The sequence below is a fragment of the Caballeronia cordobensis genome (assembly GCF_001544575.2).
Lineage (GTDB): Bacteria > Pseudomonadota > Gammaproteobacteria > Burkholderiales > Burkholderiaceae > Caballeronia > Caballeronia cordobensis.
This window is the reverse complement of sequence record NZ_FCNY02000003.1, coordinates 390,906-414,058: the sequence shown is the minus strand read 5'-3', so window position 1 is coordinate 414,058 and position 23,153 is coordinate 390,906. Positions and strand designations below refer to the sequence as shown.

The window sequence follows — 23,153 nt, the reverse complement described above, 5'->3', positions numbered from 1 at the left end:
CCGCCATGTTTGAATTGCTTGGAATCCCGGTGCACGCGCTATCCGGTCAATTGCTGCTCGGACTGATCAACGGCTCTTTCTATGCGTTGCTGAGTCTGGGGCTTGCCGTCATCTTCGGCATGCTCAACATCGTCAACTTTGCGCACGGCGCGCAGTACATGATGGGCGCGTTCGTGTCCTGGCTGCTGCTGACCTATATGGGCATCGGCTATTGGTGGTCGCTGCTGCTCGCGCCGCTGCTGGTCGGCGTGTTCAGTGTGATCATCGAGCGCACGCTGCTCAGGCGCATTTATCACCTCGATCATTTCTACGGTTTGTTATTGACCTTCGGGCTGGCCGTGATCATCCAGTCCCTGTTCCGCGTCGAGTACGGCACGACGGGGCAAGGCTACGAGATGCCGGCGCTGCTGAGCGGCGGCTTGCGTCTGCCGTTCATGTATCTGCCTTACTACCGGGCGTGGGTCATCGCGTTCTCGCTGGCCGCATGTCTCGCGACGTGGTACGTCATTGAACGCACGAAGCTCGGAAGCTATCTGCGGGCGGCGACCGAGAACGCGGCGCTGGTGCGCGCCTTCGGCATCAACGTGCCGCGCATGATCACGTTCACCTACGCGAGCGGTGCGGCGCTGGCGGCGCTGGCAGGCGTGCTCGCCGCACCGCTTTATCAGCCCGCGCCGATGATGGGCGACGAGATCCTGATCGTCGTGTTCGCGGTCGTCGTGATCGGCGGGATGGGGTCGATCATGGGCTCCGTCGTCACCGGTTTCGGGCTCGGCGTGGTCGAAGGGCTGACGAAGTTCTTCTATCCGCAGGCATCGACCACGGTGGTGTTCGTCGTGATGATCCTCGTGTTGCTGGTGCGTCCGCAAGGTCTGTTCGGCAAGCCGGCGGCGCCGGGAAGCGCGATGGAGGCTTCGTCGGGCGGTCCCGTGATCGCAGGCGGCTTCGCCCTGAGGCTGGCGACGCTCGGGCTGGCGGTGCTGCTCGTGCTCGCACCGCTGCTGCTCTATCCGCAGTTCCTGATGAAAGGGCTGTGTCTGGCGCTGTACGCCATCGCGCTCAATCTGCTGGTCGGCTACACGGGGCTGCTGTCGTTCGGGCACGCGATGTTTCTCGGCGGATCCGGCTACATCGCCGCGCATGCCGCCAAGGTCTGGGGCTTCCCGCCGGAGGCCGCGATCGTCGCCGGTGTGGCGGCGTCGGCACTGCTCGGGCTGGCGGCCGGCCTGATCGCGATTCGCCGCAAGGGCATTTACTTCGCGATGACGACGCTGGCCCTCTCCCAACTGGTCTATTTCGTCTGCGTGCAGTTCCCGGCGTTCACCGGCGGAGACGACGGCATCCAGGCCGTTCCTCGCGGCAAGCTGTTCGGTTTGATCGATCTGAACGACCAGATGACCATGTACTACGTCGTGCTGGTTATCTTCATGGCAACGCTGCTGTTCGTGCAGCGCGTCATTCACTCGCCGTTCGGCGACATGCTGAAGGCCATCCGGGAGAACGAGTTGCGCGCGATCTCGCTCGGCTACAAGACGGATCGCTACAAGCTTCTCGCGTTTATTTTGTCGGCCGCCGTGGCCGGGCTCGGCGGCGCGACCAAGGCCATCGCATTCCAGTTCGCGACCTTGACCGACGTGCACTGGTCGATGTCGGGCGAGGTCGTGCTCATGGTGCTGGTGGGCGGACTGGGCACCGTGCTCGGCCCGGTCGTCGGCGCGTTCGCGCTGGTGGCGATGCAGTATTTTTTCGCGCCGCTCGGCCAATGGGTGAGTGTCGCGCAGGGGCTGGTCTTAATCGTATGCGTGCTCACCTTCCGTCGCGGCATGGTCGGCGAGATCGCCGCGCGGACCGGGAAGCCGTTATAGCGCCGAGGACGCCGCATGCGCCGTCTTTCAAAGTACGGAAGGAAGCGCTTCGTTGATTTGACGACCACCGCCGCGCGCTCGACCATACATGGAACGAGCCCGGAATGCCGCAGAGGCCTGGCGCGCTCAAGGACTGAAACCCGAGGAACCCGCATGAAAGCAACCTATGTGAAGCGAATTGGCCTGCTGCGTCGCAAAGCGGGCATGAGCGATCAGGAATTCCTGGATCACTGGCTCAACGTACATGCCGAGCTCGGTCGCAAATTGCCGAAGCTGCGCCGCTATGCGGTCAACTTCGTCGATCGCACGCGCTTCCCGCAGTTCGGATGGGACGGCTTCTCGGAACTATGGTTCGACTCGGAAGAGGATCTGATTGCGTCGTATGGCAGCGCGGAGGCCAACGAACTGATGGCCGACGTTCCCAACTTCACCACCGAGATCGCGCCGCTGGTCGCACTGGAGTTTCCGGTGGTCGGAATCTGAGCGCGTAAAGGTACGGAAAACCCACATGGACATGAAACTTGCAAGCCGGCGAGTCCTGATCACCGGCGCATCACAGGGGATCGGCGAGGGTCTCGCGAAGGCGTTCGCCGCCGAGGGCAGCCACCTCGCACTGACGGCACGTTCCGCGGACAAGCTGGAGTCGCTCGCAGCCGGCCTGCGCGCCGCGCATGACGTGCGAGTGGAGGTGCTCGCGCTCGACATGACCCAACCCGGCGCGATCGCGGAGGTCGTTGCGTTCGCCGGAGACGTCGACGTGCTGGTGAACAACGCGGGCGCGATTCCGGGCGGCACCCTCTGGGACGTCGATGAAGAGGCGTGGCGCAAGGGCTGGGAGCTGAAGGTGTTCGGCTACATCAACCTCACGCGCGCGATCTACACACGAATGAAGGAACGGGGCGGCGGGGTGATCCTCAATAACATCGGCAATGGCGGCCAGAACTTCGACTTCAATTACATCGCGGGCTCGACTGGCAATGCCGCGCTCATGGCCTTCACCTGCGCGCTGGGCGGCCGCAGTCTGGAGGACGGAATCCGTGTGGTGGGCGTCAATCCCGGCCCGGTAGGCACCGAGCGGATCGCCAAGGTGCTGAGAAACCATGCGTCGCGGCTGCTCGGCGACGAAGCGCGTTCCGCCGAGCTGATGGCGGGCTATCCGCTGGGGCGCGCTGCGACGGTGGAGGAGGTCGCCGATCTGTTCGTCTATCTGGCGTCGCCCCGCTCGGCCTACACCAGCGGCACCATCGTCACGGTCGATGGCGGCATCACCTCCAAGCGTTCGGTAGCGTGACTATGTACAAGCATGTTTTCTCGCCGATAAGGATCGGCGCGGTGGAAGTTCCTAATCGTATCGTGCGCACGGCGCATGCAACGCGTCTCGCCACCGGCTATGTCAACGACGACCTGATCGCCTACCATCTGGCGCGAGCGAAGGGCGGCGCGGGCCTGTCGATTCTCGAAAGCACCTCGGTTCACCCGTCATCGACCTTTTCGCTGAGCGCGGCCGATGACGGAGCGATTGCGCCCATGCGCAAGCTGGTGGATGCGATCGCGCCCACCGGCATGAAGCTGTTCACCCAGCTCTGGCACGGGGGATACACCGACCCGGCCGCCGATGGCGGTCTGCCGTGGGCGGTGACGGCGCTGGCGGGCCGCTATTCGGTGGCGCCGCCCATTCCGATGACTGCGGATCAGATCGAAGAAGTGATCGACGCGTACGCCCGGGCCGCCGCGCGCATGGAGGCCGCGGGTCTCGACGGCGTCGAGGTGCTGGCCGGAGCGGGCTATCTGTTCTCGCAATTCTTCTCGCCGGTGCTCAACCAGCGCACCGATGCCTACGGCGGCAGTTTCGACAACCGCATCCGGGCATTCCTGGCGACGCTGCGCGCCATACGCGCGGCAACCTCCCCGGATTTCGCGCTGGGCGTGCGCATCGGCGGAAGCTCGGACCCGCGCATTCTCGCCGATGAAGACGTGAACGCCATCGCGTTGCGCGCACAGGCCGAGGGCCTGATCGATTTCGTGAACATCACGCACGGCGACTACTACTTTCATGTGGACCGCTATGCGGGCATGGACGCCCCGGTGGGCTATCAGTTGCCGCATGTGGAGCGCATCTCGCAGGGGCTGACGGTGCCGCGCATCATCGTGGGCCGCTATGCCACGCTGGACGACGCCGAGCAGGCGTTGAAAGAAGGGCAGGCCGACATGGTCAACATCGTGCGCGGCATGATCGCCGATCCGATGCTGGTCGTAAAAAGCCGCGAGGGGCGCGGCACCGAGGTGCGCCCGTGTATCGGCTGCAACCAGGGGTGTCTGGGCGGCGCGTTTGCCGGGCGCATGGGCTGCGCGGTGAATCCGGCGGTGGGGTATGAGCGCACGCTGTCCGACGAGAGCATCGCGCGAGCGGCTGTCCCGCGCAAGGTGCTGGTGGTGGGCGGCGGCGTCGCGGGCATGGAAGCGGCACGGACGGCGCTGCTCGCGGGGCACCGTGTGACCGTGGTCGAGGCGATGTCCGATCTGGGCGGCCTGCTGAACTGCGCGCGGCATTTGCCGAAACTTCACGCGATCGGAGACATCGCCATCTGGCTGGAAAGCGAGATCTACCGCCTGGGCGCGGAGGTGCGCCTGTCCACCTATGTCGATGCGGACGATGTGCTGGCCGAGCAGCCCGATGCCGTGATCGTGGCCACGGGTTCGCAACCGACGGACGCACGCGAGTTCCGGCAGACGGCCGACCCCGCGGCGGAGTTGCGGATTTCGCGCGATGCGACGGTGCTGACGCCACTGGATCTCGCCACGGCGCCGCCGCAGGAGGTGGGCCGCACGGCGCTGGTGTTCGACGACGTCGGGCACTATGACGCCATCGGCTGCTGCGAAGCACTGATCAATCGCGGCGTCGAGGTGACCTATGTGACGCGTCACCTGATGTTCGCCCCGGCGGTCGAGACCACCGGACGCACGCAGGCTGCGCTGCGCCGCATGCACGGTGCGGGCCGCTTGCGCATCGTGACGCAAGCGGCGCTGGTTTCGATCGACAAGGGGAGCGCCGAAGTCAGGCCGCTCTTCGGCAGCACGGCGGAAACCGTGCCGGCCGACACGGTGGTGCTGGTCGGCTACCGGCAGTCGCAGAACGAAATCTGGGAGGCCTTGCGCGGGCGGGTGAATCAGCTCCATCTGGTGGGCGATGCGCTGTCGGCCCGCGACATTCAGCCCGCGATTCGTGAAGGGCATCTGGCCGGACGATCGATCGTCTGACGGCTGCTTCGTGCTGGCACGCCGTCAGCGGCTTGCCGACAGCCGCTCCTGCAGCGCGCGGGCGCACGCGACGAGCCGCGAGCCGAGTTCCCGCTCGACGCTGGCCTGGGCTAACCGGGCCGTGCGTCCGACGCAGCACAAAACGAGCGGCGGCCGATTCGCCAGCACGACGGGCGCGGCGACGCAGGTCAGCTCCTGCTCCCACTCGCCGTGCAGCATGCAGAAGCCCAGTTCATGCACCTGTGCGATCTTCTGACCCATTCGATGGCGTATCGCGGCTGGCCACGTGTCGCCGGCATGGCGTTCGACCTGCGCTTGCAGGTAGTGCCGCTCGTCGTCCGGAAGCGCCGCCAGCAGCGCCCATCCCATCATCGAATAGGCGATCGGCACGTGCATGCCGGGCGACAGCCGCAACTCCAGCAATGAACTGCGGCTGACCTGCGTCTCCAGCAGGATCACGTCGAGCCGGTCGCGCGTGCCGAGCAGCACGTACGTGTCCGTTGCTTTGGCGAATGCGCGCAATTCGATGCTGGCGAGCCGCAGCATCCCGGGGTCGGCAATGGCGGCATAGCCCAGGGCCAGCGACGCCGGCGCGAGCGAATACAGCTTGCTGGTCTTGTCGCGGTGAAGGTAGCCGAGCGTGACCAGCGAACGTAGCAGGCGCAACACGGTCGGGGCCGGGATGCCGGTCGCCTCGGCAATCTCCTGGTTGCCCAGCGCCGCTTTGTCCGGCGTGAAGGCGGACAGAATCGACAACCCGCGTGCGAGTGGCGTCACGACGACATCGCTTTCGGCCTGACCGTTTGACGGCGCCTTCGGCCAGGCGACGTCGATTCCGTACGGCCCGATGAGAGACCGTCTGGCGGCATGTCGCGGTAGAGATCGTTCGGATTGCATCGTTGCGTCGCGCCAATGGGGTGATGCGGGCGCCCTAAGGAAGGACGGGACCTCACGTGCCTTGAAAGTCTACTGCACCGAGGATACCGCTGTCTGCCCTGCGCACTTTCAAAGCACGGGATGGCCTATCGCTGCGGATTGCTGCAACCCCGCGCTGAGTCTTCAATAGATGCCAGTTCAATTGATTCGAAGGAGACAAACCATGCGCTACGTTGATGAACCCGTGTCGAAGAGCGGTGCCGACGGAGCCGGAGGCGGCGGTGGCGTTTCGCCGGATCTGGATGTCGTCATCGTCGGGGCCGGCTTCGCGGGCGTTTATGCGCTGTACAAGTTCCGCAAGCTGGGCTTGCGTGCGCGGGCGCTCGAAGCGGGCAGCGGCATCGGCGGCACATGGTTCTGGAACCGCTATCCCGGCGCGCGATGCGACGTGGACAGCGTCGAGTACTCGTACTCGTTCTCCGACGCGCTCCAGATGGAATGGGACTGGCCGGAACGGTTCTCCGCGCAGGGCGATATCCTTCGATACATCAACCACGTCGCCGATCGCTTCGACCTTCGTCGCGATATCCAGCTCAACACGCGCGTGCAGTCGGCGACATTCGACGAGCCCAACGGCATCTGGCGCGTCACGACCGTCGACGGGCAGGCGTACACCGCGCGCTTCTGCGTGATGGCGACCGGCAATCTGTCGCTGCCGCGCGTGCCGGAGTTCCCGGGCCTCGATACCTTTAAAGGCGACTGGTATCACACCGGTCTCTGGCCGGACGAGCCGGTCGATTTCACGGGGCGTCGTGTCGGTGTGATCGGCACGGGCTCCTCGGGCATCCAGGTCATTCCGATCATCGCGAAACAGGCGAGCGAGCTGTTCGTGTTCCAGCGGACCGCGAACTTCACGCTGCCGGCGCGCAACCGCGCGCTGTCCGGCGATGAACTCGGCCAGCACAAGACGCGGTACGGGTTCTGGCGAGCCGAGGCGCAAAACACGCCATTCGGCATCGCGGGGCACCCGGCTCCGACGAAAAACGCGCTCGACGATACGCCCGAAGATCGTCTCGCCCGGTTCGAAGCGAAGTGGAAGGCCGGGGGCAGCGTCAGTTTCCTGTACGCGTACAAGGACCTGCTGACCAGCAAGGCGGCGAACGACACGGCTGCCGAGTTCGTGCGCGGCAAGATTCGCAGCACGGTGAAAGACCCGGCCACCGCCGAACTGCTCGTGCCGAAGGACTATCCGATCGGCGCGCGGCGTTTGTGTCTCGATACGGGCTACTACGAGACGTTCAACCTGCCGACGGTCACGCTCGTCGATGCGAAATCGGCGCCGATCGTCGAGATCACGGAGACGGGGGTGAAGACGACCACGGGCGCCTATGCACTTGACACCCTCGTGTTCGCGACCGGCTTCGATGCCATCACCGGAGCGCTCGCGGATATCGACATCCGCGGGCGCGACGCACTGTCCCTCAAGCAGAAGTGGGCGCACGGGCCGCGCACCTATCTTGGCCTGATGACGGCCGGGTTTCCGAACATGTTCATCGTGACGGGGCCGGGCAGCCCGTCCGTGAAGGCGAACATGGTGTGCGCCATCGAGCAGCACCTGAACTGGATCGCCGATTGCGTCGCCATGCTCGACGCGCGCAAAAGCCGGATGATCGAGGCGGATGCGCAAGCGGAAACGCGCTGGGTCGAGCATGTCAACGAGGTGGCTGACGCGACGCTGTATCCGCTGGCGGAGTCGTGGTACACGGGCGCGAACGTGCCCGGCAAGCCGCGCGTGTTCATGCCGTACGTGGGCGGCTATCACCGGTACCGGGCGATTTGCGAGGAGGTGGTCCGCGACGACTATCGCGGCTTCGTCATCGCCGGCGTGCCGGCGATTGCGGCGTGAGCCGCTGCCCGGTTACATCTTCTTCAGCACGTGATATTCAGGCCATAGCGTCTTGACCAGATCGCGCGACGCGCCATACGCATGGCAGCTATCGATCTTGCGAGGCTTGCCCTGGTCGTCGCGCGCTTCCAGCGCCGAAGGGCGCTCGGTGACCATGGTCTGGAACGCGGCGCTCGCGAGCGGCCCGAGCAATTCCTTGAGGTGCGTGCAAGTATCTCCGGCGGGCAGACGCTTGCGTACCTCGCTGTTCCACCCCGCGCCGATATGCATGCCGACCAGAGCCTGCAGCGTGTCGCCACCGCCCTGGCACGGTGCATACGGATGAGACCGGATGAACGTATGAACCTCGCGAACGATCATGTCTCTGTCGAACACCAGCGTGACGCCAAGATCGTGAATGGGTGCGTGAGCGCTTACCAGCCGTGCCGCGCTGGGCGGCGTGAAGTCGCTCGTCTTGCGATCCACGAGGTTTGCGCTTGCCTCGAACAGACCGTCGCTGCGCCGATAGCCTCGCATCTCGATCTGCCGTTGATGAATCTCTTCGCGTGTGACCGGTTCGGCCGCGAAGTCTTGGTTACGGACCATCCTTGACTCCAGTGTTGAGTATTCACTTCGCCGGTGGCACGAGTTGAACATGCGTCATGGCTGCAATCGCAATCCCGGCGTTCAGAGCGCGTGCTGCCGTCTGCAAACCGGATCGTGACGCCGGTCGCGAACTGCCTGGGATAATACTTCCGTTCGATTTCCTCGTTGATCTCGAAGCGTACCTTATCGGCCACCGCACGAATGGCCGGGTCGTCGAGATGAGCCTCGCCATACACATCGTATCGTGCGGGGCCGTAGGCCAGCGTGGCGCCGACGATATTCAGTCTCCACGACGGGACGGTTTCAGTGTTGCGCACGGTTCCGCCGCGCCTGGTTCGCGGCCGGTCGTACTTGCGGCGCGCCGATCAGAAAGCTCTGCATCCCGAGGCAACTGACAAGCTGCATCACCTGCAGAATCTGCGCGGGCGTCGCGCCATAACGCAACGCATTGCGCGTGTGGATTCTCACGCCCGGTTCGAAGAGATGCGTCGTCGAGACATCGATCGCCACGTACAGCAGTTCCTTGACAACGGGCGCAAGCGTGCCGGACTTCCACGGCGTCGAAGAAAAGGCGGTATAGCCTTCGAAGAACGCGGGTGAGCTGCGTACCATCGATTGCAACTGGTCGCTCCAGTAGCCGCGCTGCTCGCTGAATTGAGACTTGACGCGCTCGAACGCCTGATCGAGCGGAAACACGGTGTCGAGCGATGTTCCGGCAGCGGTGAGTTCGTCGAAGAGAATCGGCACGCCGACCATGTAGGCATGAATGCCGAGTACCGAGGAAATTTGCAGGACTTCGAGTAGTTCGTCACGCGTGGCGCCGTGCCGCAGTGCGCCTTCGATGTGCAGCGCAACGGCCTCGCGATTCAGATGTGTCACGCTCGCGCTCGCGGCGAGCATCACGAAGTCGCATAGCTTGCGCTCCAGATGTCCTGATTCGAGCGCGACTTTCGCCATGACGAGATAGTCGTTGAAGAAGTCCGGACTCTCCTGCAATGCGATATGGAGCGCGTCGCTCCAGAAGCCGTGCAATCGTTCGAATTCGGTTTTGAGCGCTGCGATGTCCGACATGGCGTCTCCAGAAGGTCATGGGGATCGACGCAGGATCGCCGCCCCGGATGGCTATCCCGGATTTGAATCGCTATCTCACGCGCAAGGCAACGGCGCTGGCCTATCTCTTCCGTACTTTGGCGCCGCGAACATCACGGACCCGCTTTCGCGTCGCCGAGCAGCGACTCCAGTTCGCGCGCGGTCTCCTTGAGCGCCGGGACGACGCGTTGTCGGATCGAGGCGATGTCGCGGGCGACAGCGACCGCTCCGCAACTCAGCGCCATGTGTGTCCGCGGGCGCCCCAACGCGACCGGCAATGCAATGCCGTACGCATGGCGTTGATATTCCCCGACCGCCATGCACACGCCGTTCGCTTCCAGATCGCGGAAAGACGCGTCGATGGACTTCCGGAGTTCGCCCGCCTTCGCACCGGCCGCGGCCACCAGTTGCTCGACGTAGCGATCCCGCGACGTTTCAGGCTGCGTCCAGAGCCAGGCCCGGCCGATCGCCGTCAGCCCCATCGGCAGCAACGATCCCACGCCGAGTTGCAGCGTCGAAACGCCCGCGGTGTATCGGTATGCGATGTACAGCATGTCGAGGTGATCGGGCACGGCGAGCGCCACCGAGACGTCAAGCCGGTCGGCGAGTTGCTGCATGAGCGGTTCCGCAGCCCCCGTGATGGGGTTGGTGGACAAATAGGCGTGCCCGACGCCGAAAGCGCCGGGCGCCAGTTCGAACTGGCGGCCGCCCGCGACGCGGCGAACGAATCCCACATGAATGAGCGTCGAGATCAGCCGCGACACCGCCGAACGGGACATCCCCGTTCGCTTCGCCAGTTCGCCGTTCGTGAGCGGCGCCCGATCGGCATGAAAGGCGCGGAGCAGTTGCAGCCCGCGATCGAGCGTCAAGGTTACGGGCGGTGCGGAGGGCATGTCGGTTCCGTGTTGTGATGGCGGCCGTGGTGCTTACGCGCGTTGCAGCGCGTGCGCCTGCAACACTTGCGCGGTTGCCACGAGCCGAGGTCCGAGTTCCAGTTCGATGCGGGTCTGGGCCATGCGCGCGGTGCGGCCGACACAACCCAGTACCCACGGTGGCCGGTCAGGCATGGGAACAGGTGCGGCGACACACGCGAGCTCCGGTTCCCATTCGCCATGCAGCGTGCCGAACCCCAGCTCTCGAACCTCGGCGATCTTGTCGGCCATCCGGCGTCTGATCGAAGCAGGCAAGGTGACGCCTGTTCTCCGTTCGATTTCTTCCTTCAAATAGGCGCGCTCTTCTTCCGGAAGGATGGCAAGCAGCGTCCAGCCCATCAACGAATAGGCCATCTGCATGCGCATGCCCGGAAAAAGCCGTAGATCGAGGACCACGCGTTTGCCCACTTGCGTATCCAGGATGATGACGTCGAGACGGTCACGGGCGCCGAGCAGGAGGTAGGTGTCGGTTGCGTCGGCGAACTTGGCCATTTCCCTGCGCGCGAGGCGCAGCATGCCGGGATCGACGATCGCCGCATACCCCAGCGCCAGCGAAGCGGGCGCGAGCGCGTACTTCCGGCTCTCGTCGTCGTGATGCAGATAGCCGAGTGCGACGAGCGAGCGCAGCAGGCGCAGCACGGTCGGGGCGGGAAGGCCGGTCGCAACCGCAATCTCGCGATTGCCGAGCCACGCCTTGTCGGGGCCGAATACCGACAATATCGACAGGCCTCGGACGAGCGGTGTCACGAGGACATCGCTTTCTTCACGTTCTACGCGAGACGGCCGTGGCCAGGCCGTGTCGACGCCGTGCGGACCGTTGCGCGAGCGCGCGCTGGCGTGCGGTGGCAGGGACCTCGGGGATGACATGCGTGTCTCCATGCTGCGGCTGTATTTCTTTTTAATCCTACTATGTTCGTGGCCGCGTCGAAGGCCGCATTGCGCGTTTCCGCGCCCGATCATGAGCCATCTTGCTTCACTTTTCTCCGTTGGGTCGCACCGTCAACGATGGAGAGACCGGACCCACCTCGTCAACTTGCCCGCGCGTCGCTTCCCGTACTTTGGAATCGGCGCATGACGGGCCAACCGCTTCCTGCCGGCTGCGGCCGATTCCAAAGTACGGCAGGCCGTTGCCGTCGCGATTGCTGCGATCCCGCCTCCAGTCATTCAATAGAAGAACAGGAAAGCAGCATCATTCAGGAGACGAAGGACATGACTCAGGTGAGAAACGACTCGGCGATTCTTGACGCAGTGGTCGTCGGCGCTGGATTTGGCGGGCTGTATGCGGTCAAGCGTCTGACCGACGCAGGGTTCGCCGTGCAGGCATTCGAAGCGGGCGATGGCGTGGGCGGCACATGGTATTGGAATCGCTATCCCGGCGCGCGCGTCGATCTCGAGTGCTGGGATTATTCATACTCTTTCTCGCCCGAACTGCAGGACGAGTGGGACTGGCCGGAGCGATACCCGACCTCGTCCGAACTGATGAAGTACCTCAATCACGTCGCCGATCGCTTCGAGCTGCGCCGGCACATTCGCTTCAACACGAGAGTCGAGACGGCCGTGTTCGATGAACGCGAGAACCTCTGGATCGTGACGACCTCGGACGGCAAGGTCACGCGGGCGCGCTTCTTCGTGCCGGCGACCGGCGTGCTCTCGGTGCCCAAGCCGCCCGAGATAGCGGGACTGGATTCGTTCAAGGGCGAGAGCTACCACACGGGGCGATGGCCTCACCATGAGGTCGATTTCAGCAACAAGCGCGTCGGCGTGATCGGCACCGGTTCGTCGGGCATTCAGGTGATTCAGGCGCTGGCCGGACAATGCAGGCACCTGAGCGTATTCCAGCGCACGGCGGTCTATGTCGTGCCGGCGAAGAATCATCCGCTGACGCCGGCGATGCGTGCCCGCGTGCGGGCGACCTACACCGAGCGGCGCGCGGTCAGCCGCCTCACGCGCTTCGGCATCGCGGTGCCGTTTCCGGTCGAATCGGCACTCGACGCGACGCCCGAGGAGCGCAGCCGGAAGTACGAGAATGCCTGGGAGAACAGTCAGTTGCTGGGCTTTCGCATGTGCTACGGCGATATTCTTTCGAACGAAGCGGCCAATGAGACGGTCGCCGAATTCATCCGCGGCAAGATTCGCGACACGGTCAGGAAGCCGGACGTCGCCGAGAAACTGATGCCTCGCGGCTTTCCGTTCGGCACGAAACGCCCCTGCCTCGGCGATACGTACTACAGCGTGTACAACCGCGACGACGTGACGCTCGTCGACCTGAAGCAGACGCCGATCGAACGCGTGGTGCCCGAAGGCATCGAGACGAGCGAGGGCCTGCACGAACTCGACGTGCTGATCTACGCGACCGGCTACGACGCGCTCACCGGGGCGCTGACGCATATCGACGTGCGAGGCGTGAACGGCCGCAAGCTCACGGACAAATGGGCGAGCGGAGCGAAGACCTATATCGGCCTGATGACGAGCGGATTTCCCAACCTGTTCACGGTCACCGGTCCGGGCAGCCCGGGGCCGCTCGCGAACATGTCGATGAGCATCGAGCAGCACATCGACTGGATCGCCGCGTGCATGACGTATCTTCGAAACAACGCGATCGAGCGGATCGACGCGGTTCCCCAGGCCGAGGAGGACTGGATGCAGCATGTGCAGGACGTCGTGTCGAACACGCTGTATCTCAAGGCGAACTCGTGGTACATCGGTGCGAACGTGCCGGGCAAGCCGCACGTGTTCCTGCCGTATCTCGGCGGGCATGGCACGTATCGGCGCAAGTGCGATGAAATCGCGGCAGCCGGTTATCCGGGTTTCGTCCTTTCGCGCGCAACGGCCCGTGAAGCGTCGCAGGCGAGCAGTAACGAAGCCATCCATGTTGCCGAGGCGGGCTTGATGGGCGGCGCGGTATGAACGGTGAGGAAAGGCACCATGCCGCTCGATCCTGAAGTCGCGGTCATTCTGAAGGCGCTCGAATCCGCGCCGCCGATGGAAGGCATGTCCGTCGCGGCGTTGCGCGCGAGTCTCGCGTATCCGCCGCTCGAGCGGCGCACGGCGGTCGGCGAAGTGATCGACCTTGCGGTGCCGCTGCCGGGACGCGTTCTCGCCGCCCGGCTATACCGTCCTCAGGAGCGGCACGGCGAAGGCGTGACGGTGTTCTTTCACGGCGGCGGATTCGTCATCGGGAACCTCGACACGCACGATCACGTCTGCCGCGATCTGTGCGCGGGAAGCGGCGCCGCCGTGATCGCCCTGGACTACCGGCTGGCGCCCGAGCATCCGTTCCCGGCCGCCGTCGACGACTGCCTGGATGCGGTCCGGTGGATCGCGCAAAACGCCGATGCGCTCTCGTTCGACGCAGCCCGCATGATCGTGGCGGGCGATAGCGCGGGCGGCAATCTCGCCGCCGTCACGGCACTGCGCATTCGCGACGAGGGCGGCCCGCGGCTGCGCGGGCAGGTGCTGGTGTATCCGGTGACCGGCTATCACACGCCGCCCACGCGCTCTTATATCGACAACCAGTCCGGCTACTCGCTCACGCGTGCCGCGATGATCCGTTTCTGGCAAGACTATCTCGTGGACGAGCGCGATTCGGCGCATGTCCATGCCTGCCCGTTGCTCGCGGCGTCGCTGACCGGCTTGCCGCCCGCGCTCGTGGTCACCGCGGAGTTCGATCCACTGCGCGACGAGGGCGAAGCGTATGCGCACCGCCTGCTCGACGCCGGCGTGCCGGTCACGCTGTGGCGCTACGAAGGGCTGATTCATGGCTTCTTTCGCATGGGCCTGGCTTGTGCGAAAGCAAGGGAAGGGCTGCTGCGCGCCGCGCAATGGATTCGCTCGGCGATGAACGCCTGAGTGAACGATCAACAACGAATCGAGGTTTGCATGAAACTCGCAGAAGACGTCGGTTTTCTTGGGCTCGGCCAGATGGGTGGCCCGATGGCCGAGCGCCTGCTTGGACAGGGCTTCCGGCTGCATGTTCACGACCCGTCGCCGGCGGCGCTCGCGCCTTTCGCGGCGGCTAACGTTGTCGTGCACGATTCGCCACGCGCCGTGGCCAACGCGGCGTCCATCGTGTTCGCGTGCCTGCCCAGCAGGCAAGTGTCGCTTGCAGTCGGTCTCGGGCCCGATGGCGTCGTGCACGGTTCCGCGATTCGCCTGTACGTGGAGATGTCGACCATCGGTCAGGACACGATCGAGCAGATCGGCACAGGGCTGGCCGCGAAGGGCATCGATATCGTGGATGCGCCTATCTCCGGCGGTGCGCCCGCGGCGCGCGCCGGCACGCTCGCCATGCTGGCGGCCGGCGCGCCGCGGCTCATCGAGCAGGTGTCTCCGTTGCTCGCGCTCATCGGCAAGGAGGTGTTCGTGATGGGAGAACGCCCAGGCATGGCGCAGATCATGAAGATCGTCAACAACATGATCATGGCGACCAACATGGTGGTCTGTTCCGAGGGGCTCGCCATGGGCGCAAAGGCCGGGCTCGATCCCGACATGATGCTGCGGCTGCTCGATGCGGGCACCGGTCAGAGCTTCGCGTGCTCGAAGATGCTGACGCGCGCTGTTGCTGGAACCTATGACTACGGCGCGGCGCTGTCCATCATCGAGAAGGATATGACGCTCGGGCTTGCCGAAGCGAATCTCATGGACATGGCCGTGCCGACGATCGGGCGAGCGCGGGACGTCTGGCACGCGGCCTACGAAGCAGGGCAAGGCAGGGAGGATTTCACGTCCATTCTGCGTTATATCGCGGAAAAGAATGGAACCTCTGTCCGAAGCGACCTTTCCTGAAGCGATGGTTTCAGGCTACTCAAAAACGCGACGCGGCATCGTTTTCGGTGCCGCTGCGACTTCAAGAGAACCCAAGAACATGGCCGATGACCTCCAGCGACTGCTCGACAAGGACCAGATCCGCGACGTCATGCTGCGTTACGCGCGCGGGGTGGATCGACGCGATTGGGAACTGGTCCGCGCGACCTTCTTCGAAGACGGCTACGACGATCACGCGGATTTCAGCGGCAAGCGCGACGATTTCGTCGCGTTCGTCCGGGAGAAGCACGATGCGAGCAGCTTTTGCAAATCCACGCATCTGCTCGGCAACTGCCTCATCGAGTTCGCATCGGATCACGTCGCCGCAGTGGAGACCTATTTCGTGGCGAAGTTGCAGATGGGACCGGACGCCGGCAGCCAGCGCGCCATGCTCGGCGCGCAGCATGCCGACAGTCGCGAGAACATGCGGGTCGAAGTCGTCGGGCGCTATGTCGACCGGTTCGAGAGGCGCCACGGCGAGTGGCGTGTCGCGCGGCGGCGCACGGTGTTCGATACGATCCGCACGGAGCTCGGCGGATCGCCCGACGGCGGGCTGAATCCCGCATGGGTGCTCGGCAGGCGTGACGCGCAGGACCCCGTCTTCGTCTCACGCGCCGAAGCGGGGCTGCGATAGTCGGCGTCTCGTTTCAGAGTACGGATCGGATTCTCAGGTTGCATTGACGGTCTTTTTTGCGGCCAATTAAATGGGCCGGCAGTTCGATGGCGAAGCGCCTGGCATTGGGTTGTCAACGATTAGTAATCCAAAGTGTTAAGGACGCTGAAAGAGCTGCAAAGAAACTCAAAACAATCATGGAGACGTTCGATGAAGAAAGCGATTGCGCTCTGCGCGGCGGCAGGGTTCGTAACCGGTGTTGCGCATGCGCAGAGCAGCGTGCGGTTGTACGGCATTCTGGATGAAGGCTTGAACTACAACAGCAACGCAGGCGGCAGCCATCAATACGCGATGGCAAGCGGCGTACTGAATGGAAGCCGCTGGGGATTGCGCGGACAGGAAGATCTCGGCGGCGGATTCAATGCGATCTTCGTGCTCGAAAACGGCTTCGACATCAACACGGGCAGACTGGGTCAGGGCGGCCTCGAATTCGGGCGACAAGCGTATGTGGGCGTGTCGAGTCCATACGGCACCTTCACGTTCGGCCGTCAGTACGATTCCGTCGTCGATAACCTCGGTATTCTGGAAGTCGGCGATCAATGGGGCGGCTATATGGCCGCACATCCTTCCGATAACGACAACTTCAACAACACGAACCGCACCAACAACGCAATCAAGTACACGAGCCCGACTTTTCATGGCGTGACGGCGAGCGGCCTGTATTCGCTGGGCGGTGTGCCGGGAAGCGTGGGACGCAATCAGGTCTGGTCGGTCGGTGCGAACTATTCGCAAGGTCCGCTTTACGCGGGCGTCGGCTACCTCAACGTGCGCAACCCGAATACCTCGTTCTATGGCGCGGGCGGCACCGTCGCGCCGACCGTGGGCGGCGTGCCAGGCTCCAACTTCGGCTCGTCTCCGGTGATCTCCGGGTATGCGTCGGCACGCACGCTGCAGGTGATCGGCACCGGCGCGGCCTATACGTTCGGCGCGTTCACGCTCGGCGCCACGTACTCGAACACGCAGTTCCGGAATCTCGGCGATACGTCCTCCGGGCCCGTGCCCGCCGGTGGCATCAGCGGGACGGCGAAGTTCAACAACGTCGAAGTCAATGCGAAGTATCAGATCACGCCGGCGCTGCTCGTGGGCGCCGCGTATGTGTACACCCACAACGACGGCGCGGATGGCAGGGGCAGCGCGCGCTACAACCAGGGATCGGTCGGCGTGGACTACTTCCTCTCGAAGCGCACGGACGTCTACTTCGTGGGCACGTATCAGCACGCGAGCGGGACGGATTCGACCGGCAGGGAGGCGGTCGCGTCCATCAACCAGTTGACGGCCTCGACGACCGATCACCAGACCGCGCTGCGCATTGCCATCCGCCATAAGTTCTGAGCGCCGGACGAGCGCCGGCGCTGTCCGATCCCACGCCGCCATTTTCTGGCGGCGATTTTCGAAGTACGGATCACTTTGCGCGGCCTGATTGACCCGCGCACGCCGCGCTCGTCAAATGAGCCCACCAGAACGAAACCATCAGGAGACACAGATGAAGCGCAGAGCGATCAAACGCGCGACCTTGCTTTGGCTCGCCGCACTGAGCGCGGCGCCCGCAGCCTTCGCGGATACGCCGAATGTCATCAAGCTCGGACTGTCCGTGCCGCTTTCGGGGTCCGGCGCGAACTGGGGCAAGGGCAGTGAATGGCTGTGCAAGCAGGCCGCCGACGAAATCCGCAAAGCCGGTGGCGTGAAGATAGCGAACAAGGTCTACAACTACGAATGCGTCGCGTACGACAACAAATACAACGCGGCGGACGGCGCGAAGGTCGCGCAGACCCTGCTGAACCGCGACGGCGTGAAGTACATCGGCGGCAGTCTCGGCACCGCGCCCGCGCGCGCAATGCAGTCGCTCACTGAACGCGAGGGTGTCCTGCTGTTCACGACGGCATGGGGGGCGAGCATCAAGGGTCCGAAGTTTCCGCTGACCTTCACGCAGATGAATACGCCGATCGAGATCGCCCCGCCGCTGGTGCGTTACGTGAAGCAGGTCAATCCGAAGATCCAGACGGTCGCGTTGCTCAATCCCAACGACGCCACGGGCCAGGAAACCGAGAAGATCGCGCGCAAGGCCTGGGAAGCGGTGGGCGTGAAGGTCGTTTCGAGCGACTGGTACGAGCGCGGCACGACGGAGTTCCAGCCTGTCGCGGCCAAGGTCGCGGGCCTCAAGCCGGACGTCGTCGATCTGTGTTCCAGCCCGCCCGCCGATGGCGGCCTCGTTTTCAAGGAGCTGGACGCGCTGGGCTGGAAGGGCGTGAAGGTCGTCGAAGTCGGCACGGGCGCGGACGGCTTGCTCGCGACGGGCGGAGGCGCGGCGAACAGCGCGTATCTCGGCGCGGCGATGACCTTCGACGGACCGGCCGTGACGCCGCGTCAGCGCGAGCTGAACCAGGGCGCGCGCGCGGTGACGGGCGAATCGCTGAACGCCATCCAGATCGGCTTCTACGACTCCGTGAAGGCGCTCAAGGCCGCGATGGAAAAGGCGCAGAGCACCGATCCGGCGGCGGTGGCGAGCGCCTTGCCGGCCATCACCTTCGATTCGTTCTACGGGCGCGCCGCGTTCGGCGAGAAAGCCGTTTATGGCAGCGCGCAGCAGATTCTCGTGCCGGTCATCGTCACGCAGATCCAGGGCCAGAAGCTCGTCGAACTGGCGCGCATCAGCCCGGACGAGCTCAAGCAACGCACGGGTCAATGAGGTCATCGCGAATATCATGCAGACACTCTTCCAACTCATGCTGACCGCGTTGCAGATCGGCTCGGTGTACGTGCTGTTCGCACTCGGGCTGACGCTGATCTTCGGCGTGCTGCGCATCGTGAACTTCGCGCATGGGCAGTTCTTCACGCTGTCCGCGCTGATCGTGTCGGTCGCCATTCCGTGGCTCGTCGCGCGCGGCGTGCCCGTGCAACTCGCGTATCTCGGGGCCTTCGTCGCGGGCGTCGTGCTCGCGTCGGGCCTCGGGGCGATCGTGTTCCGCTTCGCGTTTCGCCGCTTCCAGCGCGATCTCGCCGGCTCGTTCATCCTGTCGGCGGGCTTCGTGCTGCTGTTCGAAGGCATCTTCCGCGAAGTCTTCGGCGGCGCCGTGCGCTCGGTGCCGCCGCTCGTGAGCGGCAATGTCGAGATGTTCGGCGCGACGCTCGCGGCGCAGCGGCTGATTCTCTGCGGCGTGGCCGTGGCGCTGGCCGGCGCGCTCCTGTGGTCGCTCAGCGCGACGCGCATGGGCCGCGCGATGCGCGCCGTATCGATCGATCACGAAGCCGCGATGCTCCAGGGCATTCCCTATAACGCGATCGCGTTTCGCGGCTTCGTCGTCGCGACGGCGCTCGGCGCGATCGCGGGCGCGCTGATCGCACCGGTGTCGATCGTGTCGCCGGAATTCGGCGAAAGCTATCTCGTGAAGGGCTTCATCGCCGTGGTGATCGGCGGGCTCGGATCGGTGCCCGGCGCGATCCTGGGCAGCGTGTTCATCGCGCTCATCGAAAGTTTCGGCGGCTTCTATTTCGATCCGTCGAGCGCGAATCTCGCGATCTTCGTGCTCGTCATGCTGGTGCTGCTCGTGCGTCCCAAAGGAGTGCTCGGTCATGCCTGACAAGTCTTTCTCGTTCTGCGCGCTCGCGGTGCTGGCGATTAGCGCCGCGAGCCTTCTCGCCGGCAACGGCTATGCGGCCACGCTCGTCGTGTGGTGCGCTATCGCGGCATTGAATGCGTCGAGCCTGCGCTTCGTGCTCTTGATGGGCGAGCTGAACTTCGCCACCGCGGCGTTCTTCGGCATCGGCGCCTATGCCGCGGGCGTCTCCACGACCTTGTGGGATGTGCCCTTCGCGCTGGCCTTGCTGCTGAGCGGCGCGCTCGCCTGCGGGATCGGCGCGGTGTTCGGCTTCATCACGCTGCGCACGAAAGGGCCGTATTTTCTGCTGATCGGCTTCGCATTCTCCGAAGTGATGCGCATCGTCTACACGCGCTCGGACTGGCTCGGCGGCAACTCGGGGATGGTCGGCATCTTCCCGCCCGCCGCGTTCGGCACGGGTTTTCCGGCCTTCGTCGTGCTGATCTGCGGCGTGCTGCTGCTCGCGCTCTTCGCGATTGAAACGTCGCAGTTCGGCAAGCTGCTGATCGCCGTGCGCGACAACGAGAACGTCGTGCGTTCGGTCGGCATCCGCGTGCATCTCGTGAAGATTGCCTGCTTCTGCATCTCGTGCTTCGTGACGGGCATCGCGGGGTCGCTGCATGCGTTCGCCAACAACGTCATCAGCCCGCCGGATTTCGGCTTTCTGCTCTCGACGCTGGCGCTTGCGTATCTGAAGGTCGGCGGCGAGCATCATCCGCTCGGGCCGGTTGCGGGCGCGGTGCTGCTCGTGCTGCTCGGCAGCGTGACGCTCAGCTTCGGCGCGAGCGAGCATATCTTCTACGGGGCGGCCATCGTGCTGGCGATGCTGCTCCTTCCCGGCGGCATCATGGGACTCGTGCATGGACGCATCGCGCGGATAAAGTCGCGCCGCGCGACGCTCGTGCGTTCGAACGGAGGCGCGTGATGCAGACATCCCTAACCAAGCCGCTGCTCGAAGCGCGGGACATTGCACGGCGTTTCGGCGGATTGCTCGCGGTCAGCGACCTGAGCTTCGAGATTCGCGAGCGCGAAGTGCTCGGGCTGATCGGACCGAACGGTGCGGGCAAGAGCACGACCTTCAATCTGATCAGCGGCTTCATCGCGCCGACGCGGGGCACGCTTGCGATCGACGGCGAGAATGTGACTGGCGCATCGCCGGAACGCATCAGCAAGAAAGGCCTCGTGCGTACGTTCCAGCATGGCAGCCTGATGAAGAGCATGAGCGTGGCGGACAACATTCTGATCGGCACGATCGGTGCGGTGCCACGTGCCGAGCGCGCGGAGCGCGTGCGCGAGACCGCGCGTCTGCTCGGGCTTCACGGCAAGCTCGCCGACATCGCCGGGACCTTGCCGCACGGTCTGCAACGGCTCGTGAGCATTGCCATCGCATTCGCGGCGCGGCCGCGCATTTTGTGTCTCGACGAACCGCTCACCGGTCTGAATCAGACGGAAGTCGCCGCGACGCTCGACGTGTTCGAGCGCATCCGCGACGAGTACGGCAGTTCGGTGCTGCTTGTCGAGCACAACATGAAAGCGGTGATGCAGGTCTGCGACCGCATCGTCGTGCTGCATCACGGACGCATGCTGGCGACGGGCACGCCACAGGACATTCGCCGCGATCCACGCGTGATCGAAGCCTATCTCGGAGCCGAGCATGCACATTGAGAAGAGAAAGGACGATATCGTGCTGGACGTGTCCGGCGTGTCGATCAACTACGGCACGGTGCCTGCCGTGCGCGGCGCGAGTTTTCAGGTGCGCGGCGGGCAGATCGTGACGCTAATCGGCGCGAACGGCGCGGGCAAGTCCACGCTGATGAAGTACGCGGCGGGACTCGTCACGGCGCAGGCGGGCAGCGTGAAGCTGAACGGACGGGCGCTGGACACGGCATCGGCGGATACGCGGGTTCGGCACGGGCTGTGTCTGGTGCCGGAAGGACGGCGTCTGTTCGGCAGCATGACGGTGCGCGAGAACCTGGAATTGGGCGCCTATTGCCGCGACGACGCGCGCGCCATCAGCGCCGATCTCGAGCGTTGTCTCGATTACTTTCCCGATCTCGTTGCGAAGCTCGGCGCGCCCGCCGGCACGCTGAGCGGCGGCCAGCAGCAGATGGTGGCGGTCGCGCGCGCGCTGATGGCCGCACCGCGCGTGCTGCTGCTCGACGAGCCGACCATCGGACTCGCGCCTGCGGTGGTCGAGAAAATCGCGCAGGTGATTCATGTGATTCGCGACACGGGCGTTGATGTGCTGCTGGTCGAACAGAACGCGGAGGTTGCGCTGCGCATCGCGGATTACGCCTACGTGCTGGAGGGCGGCACGGTTGTGCAGCACGGCGACGCGCGGGCGCTTGCGGGCGATGAGGGCGTTCAGCGTGCGTATCTTGGGATGTAGGGTGAGGCGGTGTAGGGGAGAGGGGGCGCGATTCGGCGGCGATGTCGTCGAACGTTGATCTTGATTCGACGCGCGTCCTGTAGCCCGAACCACAAGCCCATTGCGGCGAACCGACGACCACGGGGATACGTCGCCCGATGCGGTCCGACAGCTTTCCGACGACACGGATTCAGGGGCCGTCCGGAATAGGTTCTATGCAGCCGTCAGCGTGCGCGGTGCATGTCCGAACCGCTGCATCGCCCGCCGATTCGTCCCTGCGGAAGTGGCGTGCGGCGTGATAGGCTGCACTCTTCTCGCGGCAATCGCACGGTCGACACGCACGCGAGCGACAGATACCCGCGCACACACAAGGACAAACAAGGCTGTGATAAAGGCAATTCTGTGGGACATGGACGGCACGCTCATCGAGAGCGAGTCGCTGCATCTGGCCACGCTCGTCGAGGCGCTCGCGCATCACGGGGTGCAGGCGGGCGATGAAATGCATCCGTTCGTCTTCGGCAAGACCGGGCGCGAAGTGCATGCGCTCGTTCGCGAACGTTTCGGGATTGCGGTCGATTTCGGCGAATGGTCGGCGTTTCGCGCGCGGGCCTATCTGAACGGCGCGCAAAGGCTCGCGCCGCGTCACGGCGCGCTCGAGGTGTATCGCGCGGCGAAGGCGGCGGGCATCACGCAGGCAATCGTCTCGAACGCGTCGCGCATGCTGCTCGAAGCGAATCTCCGCACCCTCGGCATCGAAGAGCCTTCGCTCATCACGGTCAGCGTCAACGACGTGCGTCACGGCAAGCCAAGCCCCGAGCCGTACGAACGCGCAGCGTGGCTCCTGCGTCTCGCGCCGGAAGAGGTCGTTGCCGTCGAAGACAGTCCGACCGGCGCGGGCGGCGCCATCGCCGCGAACATGCGTGTGATCGGCTGGCCCGTCGATGACGAAGCCGCCGCGCTCTTTCCGTCCGAAGCGCAGATCGTGCGGTCGCCGGACGAGTTGGCCGCGAAGCTCGGACTCGACGCATTCTCGATGTCAATCGACCCGTCGCTTCAACAACGCCGCTGACGATCGTGCGATTTCGACCCTCCGGCGATTTTTGACGACCGTTGACAAGCAAAAATTTGACGCATTAGACTTGCCTCCATACCTCGCGGCCTGACAAAGATGTCCGCCCGAGGACCCGGCACAGAAGCCCCCT

General features: G+C 64.6%; 21 protein-coding genes. 16 read left to right on the top strand and 5 right to left on the bottom strand.

Annotated features, from left to right (window positions below; genetic code table 11):
* The first annotated feature begins 5 nt into the window (after positions 1-5).
* The 4 genes from AWB70_RS08320 (at position 6) to AWB70_RS08305 (ending at position 5,123) form a co-directional block, all read left to right on the top strand.
* Positions 6-1,865, top strand: a complete 1,860-nt coding sequence (locus AWB70_RS08320) for an ABC transporter permease (RefSeq protein WP_053571351.1) — start codon at positions 6-8, stop codon at positions 1,863-1,865.
* A gap of 153 nt (positions 1,866-2,018) precedes the next feature.
* A complete protein-coding gene (locus tag AWB70_RS08315) occupies positions 2,019-2,348 on the top strand; it encodes an EthD family reductase (protein ID WP_053571350.1) in 330 nt (109 codons plus the stop codon).
* Between the two features lie 25 nt (positions 2,349-2,373).
* Positions 2,374-3,156 (top strand): SDR family oxidoreductase, encoded by a 783-nt coding sequence (locus AWB70_RS08310; RefSeq protein ID WP_053571349.1) that lies wholly within the window; start codon positions 2,374-2,376, stop codon positions 3,154-3,156.
* Between the two features lie 2 nt (positions 3,157-3,158).
* Entirely contained in the window at positions 3,159-5,123 is a 1,965-nt protein-coding gene (locus tag AWB70_RS08305; protein ID WP_235516586.1) for an oxidoreductase, read from the top strand.
* Between the two features lie 24 nt (positions 5,124-5,147).
* On the opposite strand, the gene AWB70_RS08300 is transcribed toward AWB70_RS08305, so the two are convergent.
* The gene (locus AWB70_RS08300) at positions 5,148-6,020 is read right to left on the bottom strand and encodes an IclR family transcriptional regulator (protein ID WP_053571347.1); all 873 of its coding nucleotides are present in this window, start codon (positions 6,018-6,020) and stop codon (positions 5,148-5,150) included.
* A 202-nt stretch (positions 6,021-6,222) separates the two neighbouring features.
* Here AWB70_RS08300 and AWB70_RS08295 point away from each other — a divergent pair, with 202 nt between their 5' ends.
* Positions 6,223-7,905, top strand: a complete 1,683-nt coding sequence (locus AWB70_RS08295; RefSeq protein WP_053571346.1) for a flavin-containing monooxygenase — start codon at positions 6,223-6,225, stop codon at positions 7,903-7,905.
* 12 nt (positions 7,906-7,917) lie between these two features.
* Here the strand turns inward: AWB70_RS08295 and AWB70_RS08290 are convergent, their stop codons facing one another.
* From AWB70_RS08290 to AWB70_RS08270, 4 genes are all read right to left on the bottom strand, one after another.
* Positions 7,918-8,490: a DUF2889 domain-containing protein gene (locus tag AWB70_RS08290; protein ID WP_053571345.1), complete on the bottom strand. Its 573-nt coding sequence runs from the start codon at positions 8,488-8,490 to the stop codon at positions 7,918-7,920.
* Between the two features lie 303 nt (positions 8,491-8,793).
* The gene (locus AWB70_RS08280) at positions 8,794-9,561 is read right to left on the bottom strand and encodes a carboxymuconolactone decarboxylase family protein (RefSeq protein ID WP_053571344.1); all 768 of its coding nucleotides are present in this window, start codon (positions 9,559-9,561) and stop codon (positions 8,794-8,796) included.
* A gap of 131 nt (positions 9,562-9,692) precedes the next feature.
* Positions 9,693-10,472: an IclR family transcriptional regulator gene (locus AWB70_RS08275; protein ID WP_053571343.1), complete on the bottom strand. Its 780-nt coding sequence runs from the start codon at positions 10,470-10,472 to the stop codon at positions 9,693-9,695.
* A gap of 33 nt (positions 10,473-10,505) precedes the next feature.
* Complete coding sequence (locus AWB70_RS08270; RefSeq protein WP_235024167.1) at positions 10,506-11,471, bottom strand: IclR family transcriptional regulator; 966 nt, start codon at positions 11,469-11,471, stop codon at positions 10,506-10,508.
* Between the two features lie 249 nt (positions 11,472-11,720).
* On the opposite strand from AWB70_RS08270, the gene AWB70_RS08265 reads away from it, so the two are divergent.
* From AWB70_RS08265 to AWB70_RS08215, 11 genes are all read left to right on the top strand, one after another.
* Positions 11,721-13,418, top strand: a complete 1,698-nt coding sequence (locus AWB70_RS08265) for a flavin-containing monooxygenase (protein WP_053571341.1) — start codon at positions 11,721-11,723, stop codon at positions 13,416-13,418.
* 18 nt (positions 13,419-13,436) lie between these two features.
* A complete protein-coding gene (lipP1, locus tag AWB70_RS08260) occupies positions 13,437-14,360 on the top strand; it encodes a LipP1 family hormone-sensitive lipase (RefSeq protein WP_053571340.1) in 924 nt (307 codons plus the stop codon).
* A 30-nt stretch (positions 14,361-14,390) separates the two neighbouring features.
* A complete protein-coding gene (locus AWB70_RS08255; RefSeq protein ID WP_053571339.1) occupies positions 14,391-15,296 on the top strand; it encodes an NAD(P)-dependent oxidoreductase in 906 nt (301 codons plus the stop codon).
* Positions 15,297-15,375: 79 nt separating this feature from the next.
* Positions 15,376-15,948, top strand: a complete 573-nt coding sequence (locus AWB70_RS08250; protein ID WP_053571338.1) for a nuclear transport factor 2 family protein — start codon at positions 15,376-15,378, stop codon at positions 15,946-15,948.
* Positions 15,949-16,137: 189 nt separating this feature from the next.
* Positions 16,138-17,319 (top strand): porin, encoded by a 1,182-nt coding sequence (locus AWB70_RS08245; RefSeq protein ID WP_053571337.1) that lies wholly within the window; start codon positions 16,138-16,140, stop codon positions 17,317-17,319.
* Between the two features lie 151 nt (positions 17,320-17,470).
* Positions 17,471-18,673 (top strand): ABC transporter substrate-binding protein, encoded by a 1,203-nt coding sequence (locus AWB70_RS08240; protein WP_045460632.1) that lies wholly within the window; start codon positions 17,471-17,473, stop codon positions 18,671-18,673.
* A 16-nt stretch (positions 18,674-18,689) separates the two neighbouring features.
* Positions 18,690-19,565, top strand: a complete 876-nt coding sequence (locus AWB70_RS08235) for a branched-chain amino acid ABC transporter permease (protein ID WP_045460630.1) — start codon at positions 18,690-18,692, stop codon at positions 19,563-19,565.
* Entirely contained in the window at positions 19,558-20,508 is a 951-nt protein-coding gene (locus AWB70_RS08230; RefSeq protein ID WP_053571336.1) for a branched-chain amino acid ABC transporter permease, read from the top strand. The genes AWB70_RS08235 and AWB70_RS08230 overlap by 8 nt, the downstream gene beginning before the upstream one ends.
* Positions 20,508-21,248, top strand: a complete 741-nt coding sequence (locus AWB70_RS08225; protein ID WP_053571335.1) for an ABC transporter ATP-binding protein — start codon at positions 20,508-20,510, stop codon at positions 21,246-21,248. Before AWB70_RS08230 ends, AWB70_RS08225 begins: the two co-directional genes overlap by 1 nt.
* Positions 21,238-21,972, top strand: a complete 735-nt coding sequence (locus AWB70_RS08220; protein WP_053571334.1) for an ABC transporter ATP-binding protein — start codon at positions 21,238-21,240, stop codon at positions 21,970-21,972. Before AWB70_RS08225 ends, AWB70_RS08220 begins: the two co-directional genes overlap by 11 nt.
* Before the next feature lie 364 nt (positions 21,973-22,336).
* Positions 22,337-23,020: an HAD family hydrolase gene (locus tag AWB70_RS08215; protein ID WP_050878680.1), complete on the top strand. Its 684-nt coding sequence runs from the start codon at positions 22,337-22,339 to the stop codon at positions 23,018-23,020.
* Positions 23,021-23,153 lie beyond the last annotated feature (133 nt).